This window comes from Mesorhizobium sp. C432A, assembly GCF_030323145.1.
Taxonomy (GTDB): Bacteria; Pseudomonadota; Alphaproteobacteria; order Rhizobiales; family Rhizobiaceae; genus Mesorhizobium.
The window spans coordinates 1,284,344-1,309,250 of sequence record NZ_CP100470.1 but is presented as its reverse complement, the minus strand read 5'-3'; the positions used below and the strand labels follow the sequence as shown (position 1 = coordinate 1,309,250).

Annotated in this window: 30 protein-coding genes; 15 read left to right on the top strand and 15 right to left on the bottom strand. The window is 63.7% G+C overall.

Translation table 11 applies throughout. The annotated features are described in order from the left end of the window. The first annotated feature begins 117 nt into the window (after nucleotides 1–117). On the top strand, nucleotides 118–696 hold the full coding sequence (locus NLY33_RS06235; RefSeq protein WP_023698860.1) for a hypothetical protein: 579 nt from the start codon (nucleotides 118–120) through the stop codon (nucleotides 694–696). 91 nt (nucleotides 697–787) lie between these two features. Here the strand turns inward: NLY33_RS06235 and NLY33_RS06230 are convergent, their stop codons facing one another. Continuing rightward, a complete protein-coding gene (locus NLY33_RS06230) occupies nucleotides 788–1,585 on the bottom strand; it encodes a lytic murein transglycosylase (protein WP_023671711.1) in 798 nt (265 codons plus the stop codon). A gap of 293 nt (nucleotides 1,586–1,878) precedes the next feature. Between NLY33_RS06230 and NLY33_RS06225 the strand changes: the two genes are divergently transcribed. The 7 genes from NLY33_RS06225 (at nucleotide 1,879) to NLY33_RS06195 (ending at nucleotide 8,479) form a co-directional block, all read left to right on the top strand. Next, nucleotides 1,879–2,976: a zinc-binding metallopeptidase family protein gene (locus NLY33_RS06225; RefSeq protein ID WP_023706763.1), complete on the top strand. Its 1,098-nt coding sequence runs from the start codon at nucleotides 1,879–1,881 to the stop codon at nucleotides 2,974–2,976. 62 nt (nucleotides 2,977–3,038) lie between these two features. Next, entirely contained in the window at nucleotides 3,039–3,638 is a 600-nt protein-coding gene (locus NLY33_RS06220; protein WP_023683834.1) for a DUF1236 domain-containing protein, read from the top strand. 147 nt (nucleotides 3,639–3,785) lie between these two features. Further along, complete coding sequence (locus NLY33_RS06215; protein WP_023706764.1) at nucleotides 3,786–4,736, top strand: CPBP family intramembrane glutamic endopeptidase; 951 nt, start codon at nucleotides 3,786–3,788, stop codon at nucleotides 4,734–4,736. 383 nt (nucleotides 4,737–5,119) lie between these two features. Continuing rightward, entirely contained in the window at nucleotides 5,120–6,706 is a 1,587-nt protein-coding gene (gene ffh / locus NLY33_RS06210; RefSeq protein ID WP_023706766.1) for a signal recognition particle protein, read from the top strand. Between the two features lie 7 nt (nucleotides 6,707–6,713). Beyond that, nucleotides 6,714–7,040, top strand: a complete 327-nt coding sequence (locus NLY33_RS06205; RefSeq protein WP_023671706.1) for a chorismate mutase — start codon at nucleotides 6,714–6,716, stop codon at nucleotides 7,038–7,040. A gap of 104 nt (nucleotides 7,041–7,144) precedes the next feature. Further along, nucleotides 7,145–7,546 carry a 30S ribosomal protein S16 gene (gene rpsP, locus NLY33_RS06200; RefSeq protein WP_023671705.1) on the top strand — a complete coding sequence of 134 codons (402 nt, stop codon included), beginning with the start codon at nucleotides 7,145–7,147 and terminating at the stop codon, nucleotides 7,544–7,546. An 87-nt stretch (nucleotides 7,547–7,633) separates the two neighbouring features. After that, on the top strand, nucleotides 7,634–8,479 hold the full coding sequence (locus tag NLY33_RS06195; RefSeq protein ID WP_023709357.1) for an acyl-CoA thioester hydrolase/BAAT C-terminal domain-containing protein: 846 nt from the start codon (nucleotides 7,634–7,636) through the stop codon (nucleotides 8,477–8,479). Between the two features lie 87 nt (nucleotides 8,480–8,566). Here the strand turns inward: NLY33_RS06195 and NLY33_RS06190 are convergent, their stop codons facing one another. The 3 genes from NLY33_RS06190 to NLY33_RS06180 form a co-directional block, all read right to left on the bottom strand. Then, nucleotides 8,567–8,830, bottom strand: coding sequence for a YMGG-like glycine zipper-containing protein (locus tag NLY33_RS06190; RefSeq protein WP_023687657.1), 264 nt, complete (start codon nucleotides 8,828–8,830; stop codon nucleotides 8,567–8,569). Nucleotides 8,831–8,983: 153 nt separating this feature from the next. After that, on the bottom strand, nucleotides 8,984–9,511 hold the full coding sequence (locus NLY33_RS06185; protein ID WP_023706768.1) for an SRPBCC family protein: 528 nt from the start codon (nucleotides 9,509–9,511) through the stop codon (nucleotides 8,984–8,986). 14 nt (nucleotides 9,512–9,525) lie between these two features. Beyond that, nucleotides 9,526–9,936 carry a DoxX family protein gene (locus NLY33_RS06180; protein WP_023687655.1) on the bottom strand — a complete coding sequence of 137 codons (411 nt, stop codon included), beginning with the start codon at nucleotides 9,934–9,936 and terminating at the stop codon, nucleotides 9,526–9,528. A gap of 357 nt (nucleotides 9,937–10,293) precedes the next feature. Here NLY33_RS06180 and NLY33_RS06175 point away from each other — a divergent pair, with 357 nt between their 5' ends. Then, nucleotides 10,294–10,695 (top strand): ACT domain-containing protein, encoded by a 402-nt coding sequence (locus NLY33_RS06175; RefSeq protein ID WP_023694551.1) that lies wholly within the window; start codon nucleotides 10,294–10,296, stop codon nucleotides 10,693–10,695. Nucleotides 10,696–10,698: 3 nt separating this feature from the next. Here NLY33_RS06175 and NLY33_RS06170 read toward each other — a convergent pair whose 3' ends face one another. The 4 genes from NLY33_RS06170 to NLY33_RS06155 all read right to left on the bottom strand — a co-directional run bounded on the left by NLY33_RS06170 (nucleotide 10,699) and on the right by NLY33_RS06155 (nucleotide 12,644). Next, complete coding sequence (locus NLY33_RS06170; protein ID WP_023706769.1) at nucleotides 10,699–10,923, bottom strand: GNAT family N-acetyltransferase; 225 nt, start codon at nucleotides 10,921–10,923, stop codon at nucleotides 10,699–10,701. 11 nt (nucleotides 10,924–10,934) lie between these two features. Beyond that, entirely contained in the window at nucleotides 10,935–11,150 is a 216-nt protein-coding gene (locus NLY33_RS06165) for a GNAT family N-acetyltransferase (RefSeq protein ID WP_023706770.1), read from the bottom strand. Between the two features lie 227 nt (nucleotides 11,151–11,377). After that, nucleotides 11,378–12,412 (bottom strand): aspartate-semialdehyde dehydrogenase, encoded by a 1,035-nt coding sequence (locus NLY33_RS06160; RefSeq protein ID WP_023671698.1) that lies wholly within the window; start codon nucleotides 12,410–12,412, stop codon nucleotides 11,378–11,380. A 106-nt stretch (nucleotides 12,413–12,518) separates the two neighbouring features. After that, nucleotides 12,519–12,644: a hypothetical protein gene (locus NLY33_RS06155; RefSeq protein WP_023671697.1), complete on the bottom strand. Its 126-nt coding sequence runs from the start codon at nucleotides 12,642–12,644 to the stop codon at nucleotides 12,519–12,521. A 190-nt stretch (nucleotides 12,645–12,834) separates the two neighbouring features. On the opposite strand from NLY33_RS06155, the gene NLY33_RS06150 reads away from it, so the two are divergent. Further along, entirely contained in the window at nucleotides 12,835–14,676 is a 1,842-nt protein-coding gene (locus NLY33_RS06150; RefSeq protein ID WP_023709358.1) for a DEAD/DEAH box helicase, read from the top strand. A 324-nt stretch (nucleotides 14,677–15,000) separates the two neighbouring features. Next, a complete protein-coding gene (locus tag NLY33_RS06145; RefSeq protein ID WP_023683826.1) occupies nucleotides 15,001–15,723 on the top strand; it encodes a DUF805 domain-containing protein in 723 nt (240 codons plus the stop codon). An 82-nt stretch (nucleotides 15,724–15,805) separates the two neighbouring features. Here NLY33_RS06145 and NLY33_RS06140 read toward each other — a convergent pair whose 3' ends face one another. After that, entirely contained in the window at nucleotides 15,806–17,002 is a 1,197-nt protein-coding gene (locus tag NLY33_RS06140) for an IS256 family transposase (RefSeq protein WP_286439502.1), read from the bottom strand. A 263-nt stretch (nucleotides 17,003–17,265) separates the two neighbouring features. Here NLY33_RS06140 and NLY33_RS06135 point away from each other — a divergent pair, with 263 nt between their 5' ends. Further along, nucleotides 17,266–17,694, top strand: a complete 429-nt coding sequence (locus NLY33_RS06135) for an SRPBCC family protein (RefSeq protein ID WP_023708789.1) — start codon at nucleotides 17,266–17,268, stop codon at nucleotides 17,692–17,694. Between the two features lie 49 nt (nucleotides 17,695–17,743). Further along, nucleotides 17,744–18,142, top strand: a complete 399-nt coding sequence (locus tag NLY33_RS06130; RefSeq protein WP_245259985.1) for a MarR family winged helix-turn-helix transcriptional regulator — start codon at nucleotides 17,744–17,746, stop codon at nucleotides 18,140–18,142. 8 nt (nucleotides 18,143–18,150) lie between these two features. On the opposite strand, the gene leuB is transcribed toward NLY33_RS06130, so the two are convergent. From leuB to leuD, 5 genes are all read right to left on the bottom strand, one after another. Continuing rightward, nucleotides 18,151–19,254: a 3-isopropylmalate dehydrogenase gene (leuB, locus tag NLY33_RS06125; protein WP_023706813.1), complete on the bottom strand. Its 1,104-nt coding sequence runs from the start codon at nucleotides 19,252–19,254 to the stop codon at nucleotides 18,151–18,153. A 148-nt stretch (nucleotides 19,255–19,402) separates the two neighbouring features. Beyond that, the gene (locus NLY33_RS06120; protein WP_023706812.1) at nucleotides 19,403–19,753 is read right to left on the bottom strand and encodes a VOC family protein; all 351 of its coding nucleotides are present in this window, start codon (nucleotides 19,751–19,753) and stop codon (nucleotides 19,403–19,405) included. Between the two features lie 12 nt (nucleotides 19,754–19,765). Continuing rightward, nucleotides 19,766–20,149, bottom strand: coding sequence for a RidA family protein (locus NLY33_RS06115; protein WP_023683820.1), 384 nt, complete (start codon nucleotides 20,147–20,149; stop codon nucleotides 19,766–19,768). A 307-nt stretch (nucleotides 20,150–20,456) separates the two neighbouring features. Beyond that, a complete protein-coding gene (locus NLY33_RS06110; RefSeq protein ID WP_023706811.1) occupies nucleotides 20,457–21,380 on the bottom strand; it encodes an Ivy family c-type lysozyme inhibitor in 924 nt (307 codons plus the stop codon). A gap of 64 nt (nucleotides 21,381–21,444) precedes the next feature. Beyond that, entirely contained in the window at nucleotides 21,445–22,050 is a 606-nt protein-coding gene (leuD, locus tag NLY33_RS06105; RefSeq protein ID WP_023694556.1) for a 3-isopropylmalate dehydratase small subunit, read from the bottom strand. Nucleotides 22,051–22,212: 162 nt separating this feature from the next. On the opposite strand from leuD, the gene NLY33_RS06100 reads away from it, so the two are divergent. Both NLY33_RS06100 and NLY33_RS06095 read left to right on the top strand, forming a co-directional pair. Then, the gene (locus NLY33_RS06100) at nucleotides 22,213–22,638 is read left to right on the top strand and encodes a GNAT family N-acetyltransferase (protein WP_023709754.1); all 426 of its coding nucleotides are present in this window, start codon (nucleotides 22,213–22,215) and stop codon (nucleotides 22,636–22,638) included. 144 nt (nucleotides 22,639–22,782) lie between these two features. Continuing rightward, nucleotides 22,783–23,514: a DUF72 domain-containing protein gene (locus NLY33_RS06095; RefSeq protein WP_023687646.1), complete on the top strand. Its 732-nt coding sequence runs from the start codon at nucleotides 22,783–22,785 to the stop codon at nucleotides 23,512–23,514. A 207-nt stretch (nucleotides 23,515–23,721) separates the two neighbouring features. Here the strand turns inward: NLY33_RS06095 and NLY33_RS06090 are convergent, their stop codons facing one another. Beyond that, nucleotides 23,722–24,888 carry an NAD(P)/FAD-dependent oxidoreductase gene (locus tag NLY33_RS06090; RefSeq protein WP_023706810.1) on the bottom strand — a complete coding sequence of 389 codons (1,167 nt, stop codon included), beginning with the start codon at nucleotides 24,886–24,888 and terminating at the stop codon, nucleotides 23,722–23,724. Nucleotides 24,889–24,907 lie beyond the last annotated feature (19 nt).

The window sequence follows — 24,907 nt, the reverse complement described above, 5'->3', positions numbered from 1 at the left end:
CACGCAGGGTTTTTATTTGGTACCTCTAATATAAGAGGCCAAGCTGGCTGACATGGTTTCCGTTTGACCTTTTAAAAGCCTCATCTAAATTCCTTCGCGGGACGAGGGATTCTGATCGTGAAAAACGCCATTTTTCTCATGCTTGCGGCGGCCATCGTCTTTACCGGATGCCAGTCCTCGCAGGCGGCCGCGAAACGCGAGCAGGACGGGTGCATCTCCGCAGTCCATTTGTGGAGCATCACGTTCAAGCACGAAATCGCCTCTTTCATGGGCGTCTCGCAGGAGCGCATGCCAGCCCTGTTCTGCCAGCGCCTTGGCGAAGGGGTCCGCAGCGGGCGGATCAGCTACTCCGATTTGAACAGAGTGCAGCTAGACCTGCCCACCGAGATATGGCTGGTCATCAAGGGCAAGTCAAAGGCGGCTGCCAGGGCCGCGCCAGCGCCGCGGAACTCCAACTTCCGTACCTGCAACGGTATTACCGGTACCTACCAGATTCCCGCTTCCCGCAAATGCCCAGTGAGCGGCTACGCTCAGCTCGACCAACCGACCAAAATCGATATAGAGGGCAGGCCAAAGGCGGTTCCGCCAATGCGGAGGAACTCCAAGTTCCGTACCTGCTCAAATGTTTACAGCGGCTCCTTCGAGGTTCCCGCTTCCGAGAAATGCCCGTCGGGCGGCGGCTACGTGGGCAATTGAGGAACCCAGGCGCTCGCCGCTCTTGCCTCACGCACCAACAAAAAGCCCGGCGCATGGCCGGGCTTTCCGTTCTTCGATCTGGATATTTCTGTCAGCCGCCGTCGATCGCGTCGGCGATCTGGGCGATGGCCTGCTGGTAGACGCTGGCGGAATTCCAGCCGGCGATGGCCCCCATATTCGCACTCGCGCTCGCACCCGCCCGCCAGCCATGAGCCTTGAGGAAGTTGGCCGTCGAAGCCAAGGCCGTCGCCTTGTCGCGCAGATTTCCGTTGCCGACGCCATACTTCAGGACATTGCCGGGCAGGAACTGCGTATGGCCGATCTCGCCATGCGCAGCGCCGACCGACGAGGCGCTCAGCGCGCCGCGATCGACCAGCTTCAGCGCCGCAATGGCGTGCGGGTAAAAGAACCCCGGGCGACGGCAATCATAGGCAAGCGTCAGAATGGCGGAGACCGTGTTCTGGTTGCCCAGGGAGGCTCCGAAGCCGGTTTCCATGCCCCAGATGGCCAGCAACACGCCCGGCGACACCCCGTAATTGCTCTCGATCCTGTCGAACATCGCCGCATTCGACTTCTTCAGCGCACGGCCCCTGGAAATGATCGCAGCTCCGCCACGGCGCTTCATGAAGGCGTCCACCGAACCGCTGAACGCCTTGTGGATGGCGCGGTCGACGGAGATTGTCTTTGTCGCGTAGCTGGCACCGGCCAGAGCAGCCAGACCCTTCCCACCAACACCTTCGGACCTGGCCTGCGCGGCAAAGTCCTGCTTCCACGCTTCGAAGCCCGCGCCGGTCTTGCCGCAGCTGGCCGCCGCCTGCGCGCCCGTCGCCAGCGCGAGTACCGCGACCACCGCGGCAGCAATAATCTTTCCCTTGGCAAGCAATGCCATGCTTTCTCTCCTGATTGCCTGAATCACGTCCCGGTTGCGAACTTGCCAGCGAAACGCGCCATTGTCACCGTACCCCCGGCGCTACCCTGGCCAATGCAGCGGAATTTGCTTACGATCAAGTGCTTATTGTGGCCGAAACGCCCGGCGCCGGGCAGGCGAATTCGCTGCTCGGGTAAAAAGAGGTGACGGGGGCATGGAACGGCGGCCCGTGGCGGGCGTTTGGGCGAGGCGCCGCTCCGCACCATATTCCTCCTCTGACGCCATACGCCAACGCCTGACGCATCGAGATCGACATGAAACTGTTCGACTGCCCGCATTGCGGCCACCGCCTCTACTTCGAGAATGCGCAGTGCCTGAATTGCGGGAGTCTCGTGCTTTACGATCCCGAGCATGCGCGCTTTGCCTTGTCTGATGTCGACGGCATCTTCCACTGCACCAATGCGGATGAATGCGCCTGCAACTGGATGGCCGAACCGGGCCATACCTACTGCCGCGCCTGCGTGCTGAACCAGCTGATCCCCGACCTCTCCGTCGACGGCAACCGCCGCCGCTGGATTCGCGTCGAGGCGGCCAAGAAGCGCGCCGTCTATTCGCTGCTCGCCTTCGGCCTTCCGGTAGCGCCCAAGCACAACCCCGGCGATGAAATCGGCCTCGCCTTCGACTTCATTGCCGATCCGATCGGCGGCGGTCCCGGCGGCGAACGCATCCTTACCGGCCACGACAACGGCCTGATCACGCTCAACGTCGCCGAGGCGGACTCGGCCGAGCGCGAGCGGCGGCGCGTCGAGATGGGCGAAAATTACCGCACGCTGCTCGGTCATTTCCGTCATGAGCTTGGCCATTACTACTGGGACCGGCTGATCCGCGACGTGCCGCAACGGCTCGAAGCCTTCCGGGCGCTGTTCGGCGACGAACGCCCGGACTACGAGCAGGCGCTGAAGGCCTATTACGCCAATGGCGCTGCGCCCGACTGGCAGCAGAACCACATCTCCGCCTATGCGACGTCGCATCCATGGGAGGACTGGGCCGAGACCTGGGCGCACCATCTCCACATCACCGACACGCTGGAGATGGTGCACGCGCTGAATTTTCCACTCGGCCAGCTTGAGACGATGGAGACCAATGTGCTGCCGCAAGGCGACACCGGCGGCCGGTTGCAGGCGGCGCCCGCGGAACCCAACGCCGTGCCCGAGCCGTTCGGAAAGATTCTCGCCCGCTGGCTGGTACTCTCGGAAGCCTCCAACTCGATCAACCGCTGCATGGGCCTGCCCGATCTTTATCCCTTCGTCATTTCGGACGTGACGGCGCAGAAACTCAGCTTCGTGCATGAGCTTTTGACCGGTTTGCCGAAAGAAACCGGAACAAATCGTGAGCTGGCGTCGGTATTTTAGCCGGAACGCATGCGCTCTGGTTTCGTTGGGTGTCGCGAGGGACCATGAAAGGGAGAGAAACCATGAGACGCATATTGTTTCCGGCCGTCGCCGGGGCGCTTGTCGCGATGTCGGGTGCGGCACTCGCCGATACCGCCGTCTCGGCCGTCACCGATCTTAATGTGCGCGCCGGCCCCGGCCCGCAATATCCCGTGATCGGCGTGCTCGCCGCCGGCCAGTCGGCGACGCTCAATGGCTGCATCGAAAACAGCAAATGGTGCACCATTGCCGAAGCCGGAGGCCAGGGCTGGGTCTATTCCGACTATGTCACGGCCGATTTCGGCGGCAACCGGGTCGTTCTGACACGCCGCCCCGCCGACGCCGCCATCACCGTGGTTACACCGCCGCAGGATGATTATCCCGATACCTATACCGGTGCGATTCTGTCCGACGACGGCCCCGTCGACGCCATCGACAGGCCACCGGCGGAAGTCGGCACCTATGTCAGCACGCACCGGCTCGATCCTGTCTATCTCGAGGGCGAGGTGGTGACCGGTGCCACCTTGCCCGACACGGTCGAACTGCGCGAAATCCCCGACTACCGCTACCGCTACGTCTATGTGAATGGCCAGCAGGCGCTGGTCGACCCGCAAACACGGCGCATCATGTACGTCGTGCGCTGATTTTGCCTGGAAAGAATGACAAGTGAACTCGTGCCGCCCTCCTGCCGAGGCTGAGGGCGGCAAAAGGGTCGCTGAACAGCAGCAATTGCGCGAGAGCCGACGATCCCCTAGATCATGCGACCCGATGCGTTCGGCAGAGGAACTCGCGTGATATCAGATCCAGCCGCCTTCGAGCGCTATCGCAACACGGCCACCGAAAAGACGAACCTGCCGCGGCTGATAATTGGAACGGCGGTCGTCGTCCTGTTCTGGGTGGCGATCACCCTGGTTGTGGTGCTTGGCGGCACCTATGTCGCGATCGTCTGGCATGTATTGCCGGACGATCCGCGCGGGCCGCTTCAGGGCTTTCTGGCCTCGCCCATCGGCATACTCACCGCACTCACCTCGTTTACCGGCATCTGGCTCGGCCTCTGGCTTGCCATGCGTTTCGTCCATGGCGAGCCGCTCTCGGCGCTTTTCGGCGCCAGTCGCCGCGTGTCCTTGTCGGGCTTCCTCAAGGGCCTGGTTGCGGTGCTGATCACATCGGCGCTTTCCGAAATCCTGCTCTACTGGCTACAGCCCGAAATCGCCCGCGGCACGATCAACCTGTCGACCTGGCTGCTGTTCCTGCTCCCGATCGTGGCGCTGACCCTGCTGCAGACCTCGTCCGAGGAGATGCTGTTTCGCGGCTATCTGCTGCGCGGCCTGGCCAGGCGCTTCGAGAGCCCTTACGTGTGGGCGCTATTGCCCGCTTTGCTGTTCACCTCCTTGCATTGGAGCCCGGGCTCGAGCCCCGCCATCAACGCCTGCGTGCTGGCCTCGATCGCCGCCTTCGCCTTGCTGTTGACGCTGGTGGTTTATGTCACCGGCAATCTCGGCGCCGCCTTCGGCGCCCATCTCGGCAACAATCTCACCGGCTTCCTGCTGATCTCGCATCAGGAGAACTACAATTCCTTCGCCCTGTTCAACGCCAAGCCGCTGGAAGGTCCGGACTGGACGACGACGGATGCCGTCATCATCGCCGCCATCGGTATCGTCTGCACCTTGCTGACGATCCTGCTGCTTCTGCACCCGCGCTCGCCGCTGAAGGTTACGGCCGACCCTCGGGATGCAGGGTGAACTAAACAGGGACCGATCCAGAGACCGGGAAGCCGCCCTTGTCTTGACTCTTCGGCCGATTTCCTGTCTACAGCCCCGAAATCCGCGACGAGTATCCCTCCGAGCAAGCCGACCAGGACGCCAAAACCTTTTGAGGTGGGTGCTGTAAACAGATCCTGGAGGCCAACACCCGGCAGCGCTGAGCGCCCCCGGGTGCTTTTTGGTTTTGAGCTTTGCTTGGATGAGCGGCGCGAACGCACTACCTCTCGGGCACCATCGGGGTGCCTGAGAAAAAGGAAGCGGAATGTTTGAATCGCTGCAGGAGCGCACAAGAGGCGTGGAGGGCCATCGGCCCGACAGGGATCACCATGAATCCAAGGCGCTCTCGCGCGGCGGGTTGACCAATGTTTGAATCACTTCAGGAGCGCCTTGGCTCCATCCTGAACGGCCTGACAGGCCGCGGCGCGCTGTCGGAGGCTGATGTCTCGGCGGCGTTGCGCGAGGTGCGCCGTGCGCTGCTCGAAGCCGACGTTGCGCTGGAAGTGGTGCGTTCCTTCACCGACAAGGTGCGCGAGAAGGCCGTCGGCGCGGCTGTCGTCAAGTCGATCAAGCCCGGACAGATGGTCGTCAAGATCGTCCATGACGAGTTGGTCGACATGCTCGGCGCCGAGGGCGTCGCCATCGACCTCAATGCGCCGGCGCCGGTCGTCATCATGATGGTCGGCCTGCAGGGCTCCGGCAAGACGACGACCTCCGCCAAGATCGCCAAGCGCCTGACCGAGCGCCAGAACAAGAAGGTTCTGATGGCCTCGCTCGACACGCGGCGGCCCGCGGCACAAGAGCAGCTGCGCCAGCTCGGCGAGCAGGTCAAAGTCGCGACGCTGCCTGTCATTGCCGGCCAGAACCCGGTCGACATCGCCAGGCGCGCCGTCCAAGCAGCCAAGCTCGGCGGTCATGACGTCGTCATCCTCGACACCGCCGGCCGCACCCATATCGATGAGCCGCTGATGGTGGAGATGGCCGACATCAAGAAGATGTCGAGCCCGCACGAAATCCTGCTGGTCGCGGATTCGCTGACCGGCCAGGACGCCGTCAACCTTGCCAAAAGCTTCGATGAGCGCGTCGGCATCACCGGCCTGGTGCTGACTCGCATGGACGGCGACGGCCGTGGCGGTGCCGCGCTTTCGATGCGCGCCGTCACCGGCAAGCCGATCAAGCTGATCGGCACCGGCGAAAAGATGGACGGGCTGGAGGAATTCCACCCCAAGCGTATTGCAGACCGCATCCTCGGCATGGGCGACATCGTCTCGCTGGTCGAAAAGGCCGCCGAACACATCGACGCCGAGCAGGCGGCGGCGATGGCCAAGAAGATGCAGTCGGGCAAGTTCGACCTGAACGACCTTGCCGGCCAGCTTCAGCAAATGTCGAAAATGGGCGGCATGGGCGGCATCATGGGCATGATGCCCGGCATGGGCAAAATGAAGGACCAGATGGCCGCCGCCGGCCTCGACGACAAGATGTTCGGCCGCCAGCTCGCCATCATCTCGTCGATGACCAAGGCCGAGCGCGCCAATCCGGACATGCTGAAACATTCGCGCAAGAAGCGCATCGCCGCCGGCTCAGGCACGGATGCGGCCGAGATCAACAAGCTCTTGAAAATGCATCGCGGCATGGCCGACATGATGAAGGCGATGGGCGGCAAGGGCAAAGGCGGCGGCCTGATGCGCGGCATGATGGGCGGCCTTGCCTCCAAGATGGGCCTCGGCGGCATGATGCCGGGTGGCCCCGGCGGCATGATGGGTGGCGGCATGCCCGACCTATCCAAGATGGATCCCAAGCAGCTCGAAGCCTTGCAGAAGCAGATGCCCGGCCTTGGCGGCATGAAGGGCCTGCCCGCCCCGAGCGGCGGTGGCCTGCCCGGTCTGCCCGGCGGCATGAAGCTTCCCGGCCTTGGCGGCGGTGGTCTGCCCGGCCTCAGCAAGAAGAAGTGAGGACGCTATGAACGAAGAAAAAGACATGGCCGACGCACGCACCATCCTGGCCGGCTATCGCGCCTCGATCGACAACATCGACGCCGCCCTCATTCATATGCTGGCCGAGCGCTTCCGCTGCACCAAGGCGGTCGGCGTGCTCAAGGCCGAGCATGGCCTGCCGCCCGCCGACCCGGCGCGCGAGCAGGAGCAGATCACCCGCCTTCGCCAGCTGGCGAAGGACGCTCATCTCGACCCCGATTTCGCGGAAAAATTCCTCAACTTCGTCGTCCGCGAAGTGATCCGCCATCACGAGCAGATCGCCGCGTCCAACGGCGCAAGCAAAACCGGCTAACAAAGTGCATGTCGCCCAAAAGTGCGCAGCGGTTTTGGGACAACGACCTGCACCAGACAAAGCCATTAACCCAACACTGAAATCAGAAATTTAGGAGAAATGAAATGCCCTTGAAGATCAGACTGGCCCGTGCGGGCTCGAAGAAGCGCCCTTACTACCACGTCGTCATTGCCGACGCCCGTTCGCCGCGCGACGGCCGGTTCATCGAGTCGATCGGCTCGTGGAACCCGCTGCTGCCCAAGGACGGCGAGCGCGTCAAGGTCGACGCCGACCGCGTCAAGCATTGGCTGTCGCACGGCGCTCAGCCGACCGACCGCGTGCTGCGCTTCCTCGATGAGGCCGGCCTCCTCAAGCGCGAAGCCCGCTCCAACCCGAAGAAGGCCGAGCCCGGCAAGAAGGCGCAGGAACGCGCCTCTCTGCTGAAGAAGGCCCAGGAAGACGCTGCCGCCGCCGTTGCCGCCGCTGCTGCAGCCCCGGCCGAAGCGGAAGCCGCCACCGCCGAATAAGCATCGCGTCATCGCATCGACAAAACGGCGGGCCTGTGCCCGCCGTTTTGCTAATGTGCGGCGATGTCATATGCGTTCGAACGAAAGATGACTGAGCGGACCGTCACGGAAGAGACCCTTTTCGGCGGCGTAGCCGGAACGCTGTTGCGATGCGCCGGCGCCACGACAGGCGTCGTCGTGCTCAGCGGATCGAGCGGCCGCATCGACGTCACCCGCGCCCGGCTCTTTGCCAAGGAAGGAGCATCCGCTCTCGCGCTGCAATGGTTTGACGGCGAAGGTCAGGTGCCCGGCATTTGCGAGATCCCGCTCGAAACGTTTTTCGCGGCGACCGACTATCTTGTCCAGATGGGATGCCGGCGCATCGTCTATGTCGGGACCTCGAAAGGCGCCGAGGCCTCCCTGCTTGCGGCGGCTCACGATCCACGCATCGGCCTCGTGGTTGCGATCAGCCCGACATCGGTGGTCTGGGGCAATATCGGGCCGGGCCGCGACGGCGTCAGCTGGCCGGAACGATCGTCGTGGACGCTCGAGGGGATTCCGTTGCCGTTTGTCCCAAGCAATCCCGCTTGGAACGCTGAGTATGTCGATGGTCTGGTGTCCTACCGGGGGCTCTTCCTGCGTGCCTTGCAAACCTTCAAGGACGCAGCGGCCAAGGCTGCCATTCCCGTCGAAGCTATTTCAGGCGACATTGTTCTGGTTGCGGGCGGCGACGACGCGCTATGGCCATCGCTGGATTTTGCCCAGTCGATCGTTCGGCGTCGCCAGGACACCGCAATGACCACCTGCCTCGTCTCAGTGCCCGACGCCGGCCACCGCATTCTGCTGCCGGGCGAAATCACGCCGCGCTCGAGGCTGCATGCCCATGGCGGGAATGACGACGCCGACACGCGCCTGGGCCGCCTGGCTTGGGAGCATATCCGGGGATTGCTGTAGCGCAGGCAGCCATGGTCCAGCTGCCTTGGGCAACAGCGAAACCGGCGATCTATAGCCGCCGGTTTCCGATGTTGGACCTGGCTGTGTTCAATAACCGTCGGGGCAGCTGGCGATATAGGTGCGCCCGTTCCGGCCGCGGTAGCGACATTGACCGCTTTCGCTGGCACGGCCGATCAGCGCGCCGGCCACGGCTCCGACGGCGCCGCCGACGACGGCGCCCTGAACCGGATCATTTGCCACAGCTGCGCCAACCGCCGCGCCGCCGAGGCCGCCGACCGCGGCACCCTTTTCGGTTTGCGAGCACGCGCCCAGCGCGGTCGCCAGTACCAGAATGATCATCGCTCTTTTCATTATCGTTCCTCTCTCACGCGGATCGCCGTCCTCGCCGCCACGGCTCTAACTCCCAGACGGCTGATTTGATCCCGATGACGTGAGAGATCGCGGTGTCCGCGCCGGTCACATTCGTGCCGACCGCCGCCGAGCTTGTTGAAAATCCAGGCTTTTCTACCTTTCGGCTGCCTTTTTCAGATTGGCGAGGCCAGCCTCGAAATCCTTGCCGATCAGCGTATCGAAACTCATGAACAGGCCCATCAGCTTGGCAATGAAGGGCCGGCTGCCGCGCATTGCCCAGGTGACTGCGGTGGTGTCGCCCGAGGGCTTCAGGGTGAAGTCGACGCTGTTGCTGGCCCGGAACGGCTTCTCGAAGTCGAGCTTCAGCGACACCAGCGAGGATGGCACGGAATTGACGATCTCCATGCGTCCCTTGCCGGCCTTGGCATTGCCTTCCCAGGCGTAGGCGGCGCCCTTGCCGGCATCAGCGCCCGACAGCGTGCGCTTCATCAGCGGGTCGAGCTTTTCGTAGGGTGACCATTCCGGCCACTGCTTGAAATTGTTGATCAGCGGAAAGATCGCTTCCGGCGCGGCCTTGATGCTGGCGGTGCGGGCGGTGACGAAATCATTCGACCTCGTCGCCGCATAGATGAGCACGGCGGCGATGATGACGACCAGGAGGATGAGAATGGTGCTGAGCATGTTTTTCTCCTCGCTTAACGGCTGAACGGGATCAGGGCGCGCACGCTTGGGTCGCGCAGATAGAGACCGCCCCACAGGATGATGCCGAGATAGACGCTAAACAGCGTGTGCGAAAACAACGGGCTGCCGACGCGCATGTTTGTGGCGATGGCGCCGCCGAGATAGCCGGTGAGCAGGATGGCGCCGAGCACCGAGGTGCGGGGCAGCGCATAGAGCGCGGTCGAGATCAGCCCGATAATGCCGAGCGTGCGCGCGACATTGACATCGGCCGGCCAGCCGAGCGGCACCATGGTCTGGGTGACGACATCGAGCGGCGGCAGCTTGATGACGCCGTCGAAGATCATGAACAGGATGATGAGGCCGCTGAGCACGCGGCCGGTCCACAGGGCGCCCGATGAGACGGGCATGGTTTGAGAAATACTCACGGGTGTTCCCTCCTAAGCGGTTCGAGCCGTTTGCTGGCTTCGGACCAAGGACGAGCGATGGGGCGGCGATCCTACAGGGTGCGGATTCTTTTTGGGTAGCAGCAAGCAAAAGCCGCTGCGTGGCGATCCTTCACACCCCCCTCTGGCCCGCCGGCCATCTCCCCCGCAAGGGGGGAGATTACACGCTCGACCGCTTCGGCAATGTTCCATGAATGAGCGGAGCATCGAAACCGCCGATCTCCCTCGTTGCGGGGGAGATGCCCGGCAGGGCAGAGGGGGGTGCTGTCCCTCGACCTTGACGGACTATCGACATCCACCAGTCACGGCTATTGATAGGGCTGGGCGAGAGACGAGCGAATGGCCGGCGAGACTGATCTGAAAAAGCTGCTGGCGGCGATGACGCCGGAACTGCTTCCCGGCGTCCATGTCTTCGCCACCCTGGTCCCCGGTGCACCGGTTCCCGAGACGCTCAATCCGGTGATGCTGTTTCGCGAGAAGGAGGGCACGACGCTGATCTTGCCCGAAGACCAGGCCGCCGGGCTGCAGTCCGCCTTCCGCTGCCGCATGATCACCCTGAACGTCCACTCCTCGCTGGAAGCCGTCGGCTTCCTCGCCGCCATCACCGCCCGGCTGGCCGCCGCCGGCATGGGCGTCAATCCGGTCTCTGCTTTCTATCATGACCATCTGTTCGTGCCCGCTGAGCGGGCCGAGGAAGCGATGGAGTTATTGCGCCAACTGGCCAAGGATAACGCCGGCTGAATATCAAGCTCGACGCACGTAGAGAATATCCGGCAGGCCTTCTTCGTTGGTGGTGCCCGCGCCGAACGCCTCGGGGCGAAAGCCATGGCGCTCGTAGAAGCGACGCGCGTCGGTGTTGGCCTGGAAACAATGCAGTTTAACGATCCGTAGCGCGGCGGTCGCTTGCACCAGCAGCCGGCTGCCGATGCCTTGCCCCATCCAGGCGGGGTCGAGATAGAGCTGTTCCACCCAATCGCCGCTCAGGGCAATGAAGCCGACAATGCCGTGCCGGCCTCGGCGACCGTCACCTGCTGCCGGGACAGCACGATCTCGCGGATGAAGGCAAGATCCTCATCCGGCGTGTGGATGACCGGCATCCAGGAGAACGAGCCAAGTGCGGCCCGCATGACAATGGCGATGGTCGCGGCATCCAAAGCCGTGGCGGGGCGCAGCACGATTTTGGTGGGATCGTTCAAAGGCGTTTCTCAACAGAGGTCAGCGCTGCCCTCATCCCCCTGCCGGGACCTTCTCCCCGTGAACGGGGAGAAGGAAGGCTTCGGCCGAAGGCCGAGCCCGCGACTGCGGGCCGCCGGCTTTCCGGCGCCCCCGCGGAGGGCCCGCCGCGGCAGCGGCGATACGGCCCGTGAGCGAATAAACGGAATCGGCCGAAGGCCGAACCCCGTGAGCGAAAACAAACCAGCCGTCAGGCCGCCTTCTTCTTCGGCTGGATCAGGCCGCGCTCGACCAGAAGCTCGGCGATCTGCACCGCGTTGAGCGCCGCGCCCTTGCGCAGATTGTCGGAGACGATCCACATCGACAGGCCGTTGTCGATGGTCGAATCCTCGCGGATGCGCGAGATGAAGGTGGCGTCCTCGCCGGCCGATTCAAGCGGCGTGATGTAGCCGCCATCCTCGCGCTTGTCCAAGACCTGGCAGCCCGGCGCTTCGCGCAGGATATCGCGCGCCTCGTCGGCGGTGATCGGCTTTTCGAACTCGATGTTGACGGCTTCGGAATGGCCGATGAACACCGGCACGCGCACACAGGTCGCCGTCAGCTTGATCTTGGGGTCGAGCATCTTCTTGGTCTCCGCGACCATCTTCCACTCTTCCTTGGTCGAGCCGTCGTCGAGGAAGACGTCGATATGCGGAATGACGTTGAAGGCGATGCGCTTGGTGAACTTCTTGACCTCGACGCCATCGGCGACGAACACCGCGCGGGTCTGTGTAAAGAGTTCGTCCATGCCCTCCTTGCCGGCGCCGGATACCGATTGATAGGTGGCGACGACGACGCGCTTGATGGTGGCGACATCGTGCAGCGGCTTCAGCGCCACGACCAGCTGCGCCGTCGAGCAGTTCGGATTGGCGATGATGTTCTTGCGGGTGAACAGCGAGATCGCATCCGGGTTCACTTCCGGCACGATCAGCGGCACGTCCTGATCATAGCGGAAGGCCGACGAGTTATCGATGACGACGCAGCCCTGCTTGCCGATCTTCGGCGACCACTCCTTCGAGACGTTGCCGCCGGCCGACATGATGCAGATGTCGGTGTCGGAAAAATCATACTGGTCGAGCGTCTTGACCTTCAGCGAACGGTCGCCGAACGACACTTCGGTGCCCTGGCTGCGCCGCGAGGCCAGCGCCACGACTTCGCTTACCGGAAAGCCGCGCTCTTCCAGTATGTTGAGCATTTCGCGACCCACATTGCCCGTGGCGCCGACTACCGCAACCTTGAAACTCATCAGAAATCTCCTGTCCCTCTCCGCTTGGTTTTTGGAGAAAACCCGCCGGCCAATGCGGGTCCGTCCCCCGGGCCGGACCCGGGAGAGGGTGGTTAGGCCAAGGGAATCACACCGTGGTGGTGGTTTTTTTGGCCATGGTTTTGCTGGAACGGTAAGACGCGCCGACGCGCCCGGCCCCATGATTGTGGCCGGGGAAGTCGAAGGCAAGAAGAGCCATCAGAAGGCCGCGCATCGAAAATGATCCCGTTCGATGCCGGCTTTTACGCGGTTTGCGTCAGGAGTCAATTGCGGCCAGGCACACGCCTGCCCTGTACAATAGCGGCCGCAAGAAGTACGAACGCCCAAATAGTGTTTGGCTGGCGTGCGTCAGCCCCGGCATGTGCTCCATGATGAGCCCAGACCCTGAATTCCGAAAGAGTGAGATGTCCAATTTCGAAGCTATTGTTCCTGCGCTGGCAGAAGCGCTGGAAAAACGCGGCTATACCGAGCTGACGCCAGTGCAGAAGGCCGTGCTGGAGCTCGGCGAGTCCGACGCTCTGGTGTCGGCGCAGACCGGCTCAGGCAAGACCGTCGCCTTCGGCCTCGCTTTGGCGCCGACCCTTCTTGGAAGCGCCGAGCGTTTTGACCAGGCTGGCGCACCGCTGGCGCTGGCCGTGGCGCCGACGCGCGAGCTCGCTCTGCAGGTGATGCGCGAATTGCAATGGCTCTACGCGCCGACCGGCGCCACCGTCGCGTCCTGCGTCGGCGGCATGGACATGCGCTCCGAACGGCGCGTGCTGGAGCGCGGCGCCCACATCGTCGTCGGCACGCCCGGCCGCCTGCGCGACCACATCACCCGCAACTCCCTCGACATGTCGGCGCTGAAAGCCGTGGTGCTGGACGAGGCCGACGAGATGCTCGACCTCGGCTTTCGCGAGGACCTCGAATTCATCCTCGATGCCGCACCGGCTCAGCGCCGCACGCTGATGTTTTCGGCCACCGTGCCGCGCTCGATCGCCACGCTGGCGCAAGGCTATCAGCGCGACGCCGTACGCATCTCGGCCGGCGGCGAGGAAAAGCAGCATCTCGATATCGAATACCGGGCGCTGAATGTCGCCTATCCCGACCGCGAGAACGCCATCATCAACGTGCTGCGCTTTTACGAGGCGAAGAACGCGCTGGTGTTCTGCAACACCCGCGCCGCCGTCAATCATCTGACGGCACGCTTCAACAACCGCAATTTTTCGGTCGTGGCGCTGTCGGGCGAACTCAGCCAGAACGAGCGCACCCACGCTCTGCAGGCAATGCGCGACGGCCGCGCCAAGGTCTGCATCGCCACCGATGTCGCCGCGCGCGGCATCGACCTGCCCAATCTCGAACTGGTCATCCACGCCGACCTGCCGACCAATCCCGAAACGCTGCTGCACCGCAGCGGCCGCACCGGCCGGGCGGGACGCAAGGGCGTCAGCGCGCTGATCGTACCCAACGGCGCCCGCAAGCGCACCGAGCGCCTGCTGCAGAATGCAGGGCTGAAGGCGACATGGGCGAGCCCGCCCTCGGCCGACGACGTGATCAAGCGCGACGACGAGCGCATCCTTGCCGATCCAGCCTTCGACGAGCCGGTGGCCGAGGACGAGCGCGGCTTCATCGACGCGCTTCTGGCCAGGCATGGCGCCGAACAGATTGCGGCCGCCTTCGTGCGCCAATGCCGCGCCAGCCGCTCGGCGCCCGAGGAGCTTACGGATGTCGCACCGTTCACGCCTTCGCGTGACAAACCGGCGGGCGAAAAATTCGAGCGCCGCGATGAAGCGCCAAGCCGGCGCGACGACTTCGGCGACAGTGTCTGGTTCTCGCTGTCGATCGGGCGCAAGCAAAATGCCGAGCCGCGCTGGCTGATCCCGATGCTGTGCCGCACCGGCAACATCTCCAAGCGCGAGATCGGCTCCATCAAGATGCAGCAGGATGAGACCTACGTGCAGATCGCGGCCGACTGGGCCGATCGCTTCCTCGCCGCCATCGGCCCCGACAAGAAGCTGCAGGGCAACATCGTGGTGAAGCGGCTGGACGGCACGCCCGACCTGTCGCGCGCCGGCTACCAGGCGCCGAAGCCCGACAAGAAGCCGCATCGCGGCAAGCGCCCATTCGAGGCGCCGCAAAGCGCACACAAGCCGAAATTCGAGAAGCGGGAACGGCCCGCCGGCAATGCAAAGCCTTGGGCCGGGAAACCGAAATTCGACAAGGCGGGACCGCCGAAGAACAAGAAGCCGAAGAAGCGGCCGGTTTGAGGCTCTTATCGGCCAATTACAAATGCAGGCGCTGCCCCTCATTGCCCTGCCTGGCGTTTCTCCCCGTATAGTGACGGGAGAAAGGGCGGACCGCAGCCTTGGCGCTCTTCTTGCAGCGTTGGTGATTGGCGGAATCGTCGATAACAGCGACCCCTCTCCCCGTCACTATACGGGGAGGGGATGCCGGCAGGCAGGTGAGGGGCAGCGCCAACGCACCGGAAAATAAAGCAACTCATGCCTGAACCGTTTGCCCTCCATTTCGTCCACCCCCTTGCAGTCCGCCGCAACTTTGAACAGTCTGTGCCTGCACGGGGGCGAGGCTAAATGCGCGGCGAAGTTCTTCACTATGACGAGGCCCAGGGTTTCGGCTTCATCACCGGGGCGGACGGCAACCGCTACACCTTCGCGCGCGAGGATCTGCGCCGTGATACCGTGATCGCGAACGGCGCTGTGGTCGAGTTTCTGCCGGCAAGCGGTCAGGCGCGCGACGTTTTTTCAATCCGCGCCCAGCCCGCCAGTCCCGCCACCGCTGCGCCAGCGGCAAGCGCAGCGCCGCCCAAGGCGGCTGCCGCTTCAGCCGCGCCACAGCATTTCGGCCGCCTGGCGGAAGACGGCGCGGTTCGCGATAGCGGACTGCCGGGTTATTTCTGGCGAGGCGTGACGCGCAACTACATCAACTTCGCCGAACGCGCCCGCCGCAAGGAATTCTGGGGCTACTGCCTGTTCTGGACCGTCAGCTTCATCCTGGTCGGAATTGCCGGCGCCCTCGCCGACCAGGCCGTCGGCAATTTCGATGCCGGCAACTGGCCAATTGTGATGATCGGCGTCTGGGGGCTGTTTTGGCTAGCGACGTTCCTGCCCTGGGTCGGGCTCGTCGTGCGCCGCTTGCACGACATCGGCCTGACCGGCTGGCTGGCAATACCTTACTTCGCAATCACCTTCATGTTCGCTCCGGCTACGCTGATCCTCGCGCTGATACTCGGATTGATCCCGACCCAGGCCCACGAAAACCAGTGGGGGCCGGTGCCTGGAGGAGGCGGAGCCTAGACCCGCACCAAGAAATGAGCAGCCGGCTGTTTGCGGAGGTTGTGTGCGTCAAGTTCTGCAAAATGGGCGATCATGATGCTGGTCATGCGGCTTGGCGCAGAGCGAGCTTCTTGTGCTCGCGCAGATCATCCATGTTGATATAGCGGTTGGCCTCCATCCAGTTTTCGTTGGTTTCGACGGCCAGCGCCCTGACCAGGCGCAGGCAGCTTTCGGCGTTCGGGAAGATGCGCACGACATAGGTGCGCCGGCGGATTTCCTCGTTGAGCCGCTCCAGCATGTTGGTGGATTTGAGATGCTTGTGGTGCTGTCTCGGCAGCCTGAAGAAGGTCAGGGTTTGTTCGATGGCATCCTCGGCCCAGCCTGTCAGGCGCGGATAGCGTGCCGACCATTTGGCAAGCCATGCGGCAAGATCAGCCCTGGCCTCTGCGAGATCGCGCCGGTCGTAGAGCCAGCGCAATTCCTGCAGGCAGTCGTCGCCGTGCTTCCTCGGCAGATGATCGAGCGCGTTCCTGAGGAAGTGCACGTAGCAGCGTTGCCAGGCGGCTTCGGGGATCACCTCGCCGATCGCTGCCACCAGGCCGGCGTGATCGTCGGACACAACCAACTCGACGCCCTTGAGGCCGCGCGCCTTGAGGCCGACGAGGAAGTCCCTCCAGGCCGAGCGGCTCTCGCGATTGGCCATCTCCACGGCCAGGATCTGGCGCCTTCCGTCCCAGTCGATACCGACCGCGATCAGCACCGCCTGGCTCATGACAACACCGGCTTCACGCACCTTCTCGTAGCGCGCATCGAGGATGAGGTAAGGAAACGGCTCTTGAAGGGGGCGCCTGGCAAAGGCAGCGAGGCTCTCGTCCAGCCGCTTGTTGATGGCCGAGATCGACGAGGCCGAGAAGGCATGGCCGCACAGTTCTTCCGTGATCGCCTTCACCTTGCGGGTCGACACGCCCTGCACATACATCTCGGCCAGTGTCGCCACCAAGGCCCGCTCGGAACGCTGGTAGCGCTCGAACAGCTCGGTGGAGAAGCGCCCGGCCCGGTCCTGCGGAACCCGCAGCTCGAGCTTGCCGACCCGCGTCACAAGGGTACGGCCGTAATAGCCCGAGCGATAGCCAAGCCGTTCGGGCGTGCGCTCGCTCTTCGAGGCACCCAGCGCCTCGTCCATCTCGGCCTCAAGCACCTCCTGCATCACCGCACGGAGCACTTCGTGCAATCCATCCGGGTTCGAAAGCAAAATGTCTTTGACGGCAGCGCTGGCGGTCTTAACTTCAGTCTTGGTCATGGTGGCGTTCCTTCGCGGGAATCAGGTGACGTGAACAATCACCAGCCTGCCATGACCGCCCCCTCTCAGCGAATTTGCAGAACTCTCAGCACACTACCGTTTGCGGACAGCCGTGCTATAACAATGGCTTAGGTCGCAGCCGGGAAGGCAGCTGCTGTTTAGACCGGACGAACGGAATATTTCTCTTGCCATTTAGTCTGTGCACAGATAATCTGTGCAATCATCAAATCGACGATCGAAAACGGATGATGGAGCCAAGACAAATGTGGACCAACGAGTACACCGCAATTTCCCCCCTTTCGGCGCAGGCCATCTGGAACGCGCTCAAGGCGCTGCACGAAGGCCGCCTCACCTACGAAGGGTCCGATACCTTCGTGCTGCACGGCCCGTTCGCCAAGGGCACCCGCGTCTCTGTAACGCCCGTCGGGCAGGACACCTTCGAATCGACGATCGTCGACCTCGTCGACGCTGTAACCTATGCCGACGAGACCTCGTTCGGCGACACGAAACTGCTATTCAGGCATACGCTGACGCCGGTCGAGGGTGGCACTCAAGTGACTCATCGCCTCGAGATTTCCGGCCCATCGGCCGCCGAGGTCGGACCAGAGCTCGGGCCGCAGATCAGCGGCGATTTCGACACTTCGATGGCCAAACTGTTCGAGCAGGCAATGGTGTTGGCGAACGGTGGCTGATCAAGGGGATCTGAACACGCGCTTCAGCGGACCATCCGAGAGCCCCGGCTTGCTGCTCTGGCGAACCACCATGCGCTGGCAGCGCGTCATGACGGCGGCGCTGGCCCCGCTTGACCTTACCCATGTCCAGTTCGTGCTGCTGGCTTCGGCGATGTGGCTCGGCCGCTATGGCGAGCCGCCCAACCAGGTGCAGCTCGCCGCCCAGGCCGGCACCGAGGTGAAGATGACGTCGGACGTCGTCGCCCGGCTCGAGGCAAAGGGACTGATTGTGCGGGACACCAACCCGCGGGATTCCCGCGCCAAGGTGATCCGCGTCTCCACGACGGGGACGGCCGCAGTCCAGCGCGCTATCGTCGCCGTCGAAGCCGCCGACGCTGCTTTTTTCTCAGCCGTGGATGAGGCGCAACTCGTCGGCCTGCTGAAACGGCTGGCCGGCGAGATCCGCTGAGTCGGCCGCTAAGCCAGGAACTTGGCGATGATGGCATCGCCCATTGCGACAGTGCCGACTTCGGTCATGCCCTCGGACATAATATCCTTCGTCCGCAGCCCGTCGTCGAGCACGGCGGCTATGGCGCCTTCGAGCTTGTCGGCCTCATCGACCATGCCGAAGGAGTAGCGCAGGCACATGGCAAACGACGCGATCATGGCGATCGGGTTGGCGATGCCCTGTCCCGCAATGTCGGGCGCCGAGCCATGCACCGGCTCGTACAGCGCCTTGCGCTTCCTGGTCTTCACATCGGGCGCGCCGAGCGAGGCCGACGGCAGCATGCCGATCGATCCGGTCAGCATGGCGGCGATGTCGGACAGCATGTCGCCGAACAGATTGTCGGTGACGATGACGTCGAACTGCTTTGGCCAGCGCACCAGCTGCATGCCGCCGGCATCGGCCAGCATGTGGTCGAGCTTGACGTCAGCATATCTGGCTGCGTGGGTCTGGGTGACGACCTCGTTCCACAGCACCCCGGATTTCATCACGTTGCGCTTTTCCATCGATGTCACGTGGTTCTTGCGCGTGCGCGCCAGCTCAAAAGCGACGCCGGAAATGCGCTCGATCTCGAACGTGTCGTAGACCTGCGTGTCGATGCCGCGCTTCTGGCCGTTGCCGAGATCGATGATCTGCTTCGGCTCGCCGAAATAGACTCCGCCGGTAAGCTCGCGCACGATCAATATGTCGAGGCCCTCGACGACTTCCTGCTTCAGCGAGGACGACGCGGCCAGCGCCGGATAGCAGATGGCGGGCCGGAGATTGGCGAACAGCTCCATATCCTTGCGCAGCCGTAGCAACCCGGCCTCGGGACGCACCTCGTAAGGCACCTTGTCCCATTTCGGCCCGCCGACGGCGCCGAACAGCACGGCGTCCGCAGCCATCGCCTTTGCCATGTCGCCATCCGAAATCGCCGCGCCATGCGCGTCGTAGGCACAGCCGCCGACCAAGCCTTCATCAGTGGCAAAACCGCTGCCGAGCTTTGCGTTCATGGCCGCGATCAGCTTCTTCACCTCGGCCATCGCCTCGGGGCCGATGCCGTCGCCGGCGAGCAGGAGAAGATTTTTCGAAGCCATGGAGAACCGTCCGATGCTGTTTGGAGAAACCGCGGCCTTGCTAAACGCCAAGAGCTTGCGGCGCAAGGGGATGAAGAACGCTACGACGGCGCCCGCCTCTCAAGACCTGGGTTCCTCGCCGTGGCCAGAGGCGGGGGAGAGGAACAAATCACTTGTGCGACAAAATATTCACCAACCGGCCGAACGGATCGCGCACATAAAACCGCCGTACGCCCCACGGCTCGTCGGCCGGACCGTATTCGACGGCAAAGCCGGCGGCCCTCATGCCTTGCAGCGCCGCATCGACATCGTCGACCTCGATGGAGAGGTCCGGCACCGGCGTGCCGGAGCCGCCCTGGGCCATGAAGCTGATCTGCACCTGCATCCGTGCGTCGGAGCCTAAGGTGACGATCCAGCCCTGATCCATCAGCACATCGAGGCCAAGCACGTCCTGATAGAAGCGTTTCGCCGCTGCCGCGTCTGGTGTCCCGATATTGGCCACGATGCGCCGGACCGTCATGGCTTTGCCTCCTCAAGCCGTACGCCGCAGCGCCGTGACTTCGATCTCGATCTTCATTTCCGGCTTGTTGAGCTGGCACACGATCATCGTCGCCGCCGGCCTGATCTCGCCGAAAGCCTCGCCGAGGATGGGGAAGACGACGTCCACGATGGCCCGGTCTGTGATGTAGTAATGCGCCCGCACCACATCGGCCATGTCGAAGCCGCCATCCCTCAGCGCCTCCGCGATGGTCGCCAGGCAATTGCGCGTCTGCGCCTCCACCGTTTCCGGCATGGTCATCGTCGCATAGTCGTAGCCGGTCGTTCCCGACACGAAGCACCAGTCGCCCTGCACCACCGCGCGCGAATAGCCGGCGGTTTTTTCGAAGGGCGAACCGGTGGAGATGAGTGTGCGCATGGAGCCTCGCTGTGGTTTCGGACACTTTTGCAGGGAAAGGGCCGGCCGGGCCATGGGCCAAGTCAGGTGCAAATCTTGGTCGTCGGCGGGACAGCACCCCCCTCTGGCCTGCCGGCCATCTCCCCCTCAAGGGGGAGATTAGCAGTTCGGACGCCTTTCTCGCTTTCCACATTTGCGATTGGCGAAAGCCAGAGTGACGTCTGATCTCCCCCCTTGAGCGGGAGATGCCCGGCAGGGCAGAGGGGGGTGTGACGGATCGCGACGGAACAAGCATGAACACCGAGTGTTCGCCGCGCTGCCGCGAACCCTAGTTCCCCGACTCCTGCGCCTTGTCCATTGCTTCCTTCACATCCGCAGGCCAGGTCTTCACGTCAGGCCACGCCTGCGGCTCGCCATTGTCGCCGCGCCGGGCGAAGTAGAGCGTGTGCTTGGCCGGGTCGACCGCCATGAAACCGTCATTGCTGCCGCATGCGTGCGGCACGCAGCCGGTGGCGTAGAAGGCGCCCGACGCCGTCTTTTCGGTGCCGCCGCCGACCAGCAGGCTGGTCGCCATGTCGGGCATGGTGTCGCCGAGCAGCGTCTGCGCCGCCTTGTAGACGGCCTCATTGTGGAAGGCGTCGATGATGTTCTGGTATTTGGCCGGATCGACGTCCTTCCAGTCCGTACCCGGCTCCGGCGCGTAGGTCAGGTCGCCCGAGATCGTCAGCCCGTCGCTGGGCGACCATTGCAGCGCTTGCTTCGTATCGCCCGGCAACAGATACGGCACGAAAAAGATGGCGTTGTCGGCCACCGCCGCCGGCGGCGCGCCGCCTTCGTCCTGTTCGACCTTGAGGCTTTGTATCTCGCCGCCTTCCGGCTTCCAGACGATGACCTTGGCCGGGCCGCACTGGTTGCCGCCGTCGCCGACATCGACCAGCGCCACGTCGACGCCGCCGACCTTGACTGTTCTGTCGAAGAACACGTCGTAATTGCTGGCCAGCTGCTTGCCGTCATAGGCCAGCACCTTTTCGCCATCCTGCTCCGGCTGGGTGATGGTCAGCTGCCCGCCCTCGAACGGGACCGGCCCCTGGCTGTCATCGTCCGCCAGGGCCGCATTGCTCGACGCGCCCGGATCGGCGGCGGACGGATCTTCTGCCGGCACGAGGACCGTGTCGGTCTGTGCTTGCGCGCCGGCCACCGGCATCAGCATCCACGCCAGCGCGCAGGCGCCGGCAAGAAGAAAACGTGTCATGACTGTCCCCTCCGTTCAGCCGCCACGAACCCGGCTTTGTGGCGGCCGGGCCATCTCGTACCACTCAGGCCCAAGGACGCTCGGCAGCGTTCTTCTTCTCGAACGAGGCGATGGCGCCGGCCTTCTCCATGGTCAGGCCGATATCGTCGAGACCGTTCAGCAGGCAGTGGCGCTTGAAGTCGTCGAGGTCGAAGGTGACCACGCCGCCGTCGGGGCCGCGGATTTCCTTGGCCTCGAGGTCGACCGACACCGTCGCATTGGAGCCGCGCGAGGCGTCGTCCATCAGCTTCTCCAGGTCTTCGGGGCTGACGGTGATCGGCAGGATTCCGTTCTTGAAGCAGTTGTTGTAGAAAATGTCGGCGAACGACGTCGAGATGACGCAGCGAATGCCGAAATCGAGCAGCGCCCACGGCGCGTGTTCGCGGCTCGAACCGCAGCCGAAATTGTCGCCGGCGACCAGGATCTGCGCCTTGCGGTAGGCTGGCTTGTTGAGCACGAAGTCGGGGTTTTCCGAGCCATCGTCCTTGTAGCGCATTTCGGCGAACAGGCCGCTGCCGAGCCCGGTGCGCTTGATCGTCTTGAGATAATCCTTGGGGATGATCATGTCGGTGTCGACATTGACGATCGGCATCGGTGCGGCGACGCCGGTGAGCTTGGTGAATTTTTCCATGGCTTTTGCCCGTTCTTGATCGAATTCGTTGCGTCAGGGTTTGCTGCGCCCGGTTTACACAAAGCCGCCGGCAAATAAAAGGCAACTGTTGGTGCGCGGCCCGATCGAAAGATCGGCGGCAAACGTCTTTAAAACCGGCCGCCGCTGGTGCACCTTGCGCCCATGACCGCACAATCGAATATTATCTATGCCAGTGAGCCTGAGCTCGACGTCGCTGAATTCCGCCGCGTGCTGGTCGAATCCACGCTCGGCGAAACACGCCCCGTCGATGACGACGCCCGGCTGCAAGCGATGCTTTCAGGCGCGAACCTGGTGCTCACGGCGCGGCTCGACATCGAAGGCAGGCCGCTGATAGGCGTTATCAGGGCCATCACCGACTTTTCCTGGGTGTGCTATGTCTCAGAGCTCGCCGTATCCCAATCTGCGCAAGGCCTCGGCATCGGCAAGGGCCTGATGGACGCGGCCCGCCGGCAGCTTGGGCCTTCGGTCGCCATCAGCCTGATCTCGATGCCCGACGCCGTCGGCTTCTATGAGCGTATCGGCATGACGCGAATGGCCGACGCGTTCTGGTTCTCCCGCGAGGGCTGACGAGCGTCGAGCGCAATTGCCGATCGGGTTGGGCAGTCAAGGCGGGCAAGGTTCTCGGCAATGCGGAACGGTGTTCAGGACACCGCGGAGCAACGCCTCCTTTGTCGCCCTTGACCCGCGCTTCATCCGATCCAAATCCGCAGGATGGGAAATCGCCGATCTCTGATAGGCACCGCCGGCTGGGGAATTCCGTCTCGATACAAGGCTGACTTTCCGCAATCCGGTTCGCATCTCGAACGTTACGGAAAACGCTTTCCGGCCGTCGAGATCGACACCACGTTCTACAAGCCGCACCGCCGCGAGACCTATGAGCGCTGGGCGCACGCCGTGCCGGAGCACTTCCGCTTCGCGGTCAAGGCACCGAAGAACATGACCCATGATCATCGCCTCGCCGATTGCGAGGGGCTGACGGAGGACTTTCTCGGGCAGGTCGAAGGTCTCGGCGAAAAGCTGAGCGTGCTTCTGGTGCAGCTGCCGCCGAGCTTGCCCTTCGAGCCGGAGGTCGCCGGCGGCTTCTTCGACATGTTGGGCAGGCGTATCCGGGCAAGGCTGGCATGCGAGCCGCGCCATCCCACCTGGTTCAGTGCCGAGGCGGACGCACTGCTGGCCGGTCACCAGGTCGCACGGGTCGCCGCCGACCCGGCTTCGGTTCCGGAGGCAGCAGGGCCAGGTGGCTGGCCCGGCCTTGCCTATTTCCGCTGGCACGGCGCGCCGCGGATCTACTATTCGGGTTACGATGCCGAAACGCTCGACCGGTTTGCGCGGCAAGTGGAAGCAGCAGCAGATTCCGGCGCCGAGGTGTGGGGGATTTTTGACAATACGGCCAACGGGCATGCGCTGGGCAACGCGATGGCTGTCAGTGCGATGGTTGCTTAGACTCTCGCGGGACAGCACCCCCTCTGGCCTGCCGGCCATCTCCCCCGCAAGGGGGGAGATCAGATGCCGCGACCGTTTTCGCCAATCTCCGACGTTGCAAGAATGGCGCCTTCGCCGAAGCTGCCATCTCCCCCCTTGCGGGGGAGATGCCCGGCAGGGCAGAGGGGGTGGGCGGGAACTCGACAGAGCGATCCTATTCCGCCCGCCTCAAATCACGTTCAATTCCCGAAACGCCCGACCTTCGGCCACCCGTTCGTACCCAAACGCCGAGCAATCCACCGTCCGATACCCGCCATGCACCAACAACTCCGCCAGCGCCTTGCCGACGGCCGGCGCCTGCTGCAGGCCGTGGCCGGAAAAACCGTTGGCGAAGATGAAATTCTCGACCTCGGGATGCGGTCCGATGACCGCGTTCTGGTCGAGCGTGTTGTAGTCGTAATGGCCGGCCCAGGCGCGGGTCGGCTTGATTGCTTCGAAAGCCGGAATGCGGGTTGCCAGCACCGGCCAGATCACCTCTTCGAACAGCGGCCAGTCGACGCCGAAATCCCGGGGGTCGGCGGGGCCATCGCCCTCCTCCGGCTCGGCGCCGCCGGTGAGATAGACCGAGCCTTCCGGCCGGACATAGATGCCGGATGGGTCGACCAGCAGCGGCATGTCGGCGTATTTTTCCCGCGCCTCGAAGACGAAAACGTTGCGCTTGCGCGGCTCGACGGGCAGCACGAGTCCCGCCATGCCGGCCACCCTGCCGGCATTCGGCCCGGCGGCATTGACGACGATGCCGGCTTGCAGTCTTTCGCCATTGTCGAGGTCCACGCCGGTGACGCGGTTGCCCTGCCTCTCGATGCCGGTGACGTCGGCGGCGATGAAATCGATTTGTCTGTCGCGCAGCGCCTTGCGGAACAGCGTCAGCATCGCATGAGCGTCGAACCAGCCCTCGCCGCTGCGGCCGAAGGCGCCGGCGCTGATGCCTTCCGTCGACAGCCACGAAAAGCGCTTTGCCAGCTGGTCGGCATCCTCGAGCAGAATGTTGGCGCCCTCGGCGACCTGCGCCTCGTGGTTGGCTTTCAGGATCGGCAACCCGGCCTCGCCGGCCAGGATGAGATAGCCGCCCTCGCGAAAGCCGATATCGGCATCGGCGCCGAAGGTCTCCTTCAGCCGCCGGAACAGGTTTAGCGTGAACTGCGACAGCCGGATGTTTTCCGGGATCGAGAATTGCTGACGGATCGAGGCCATGGACAGCGTCGTTGCCGCATGGGCGAATTGCGGATCGCGTTCGATCAGCGCAATCGAGCCGGTAAAGCCTTCCTCGCGCAGATAATAGGCGACAGAGGAGCCGACGATGGCCCCGCCGATGATGACAATGTCGTAGCGCACGTTTTCTCCGATCCGGCCG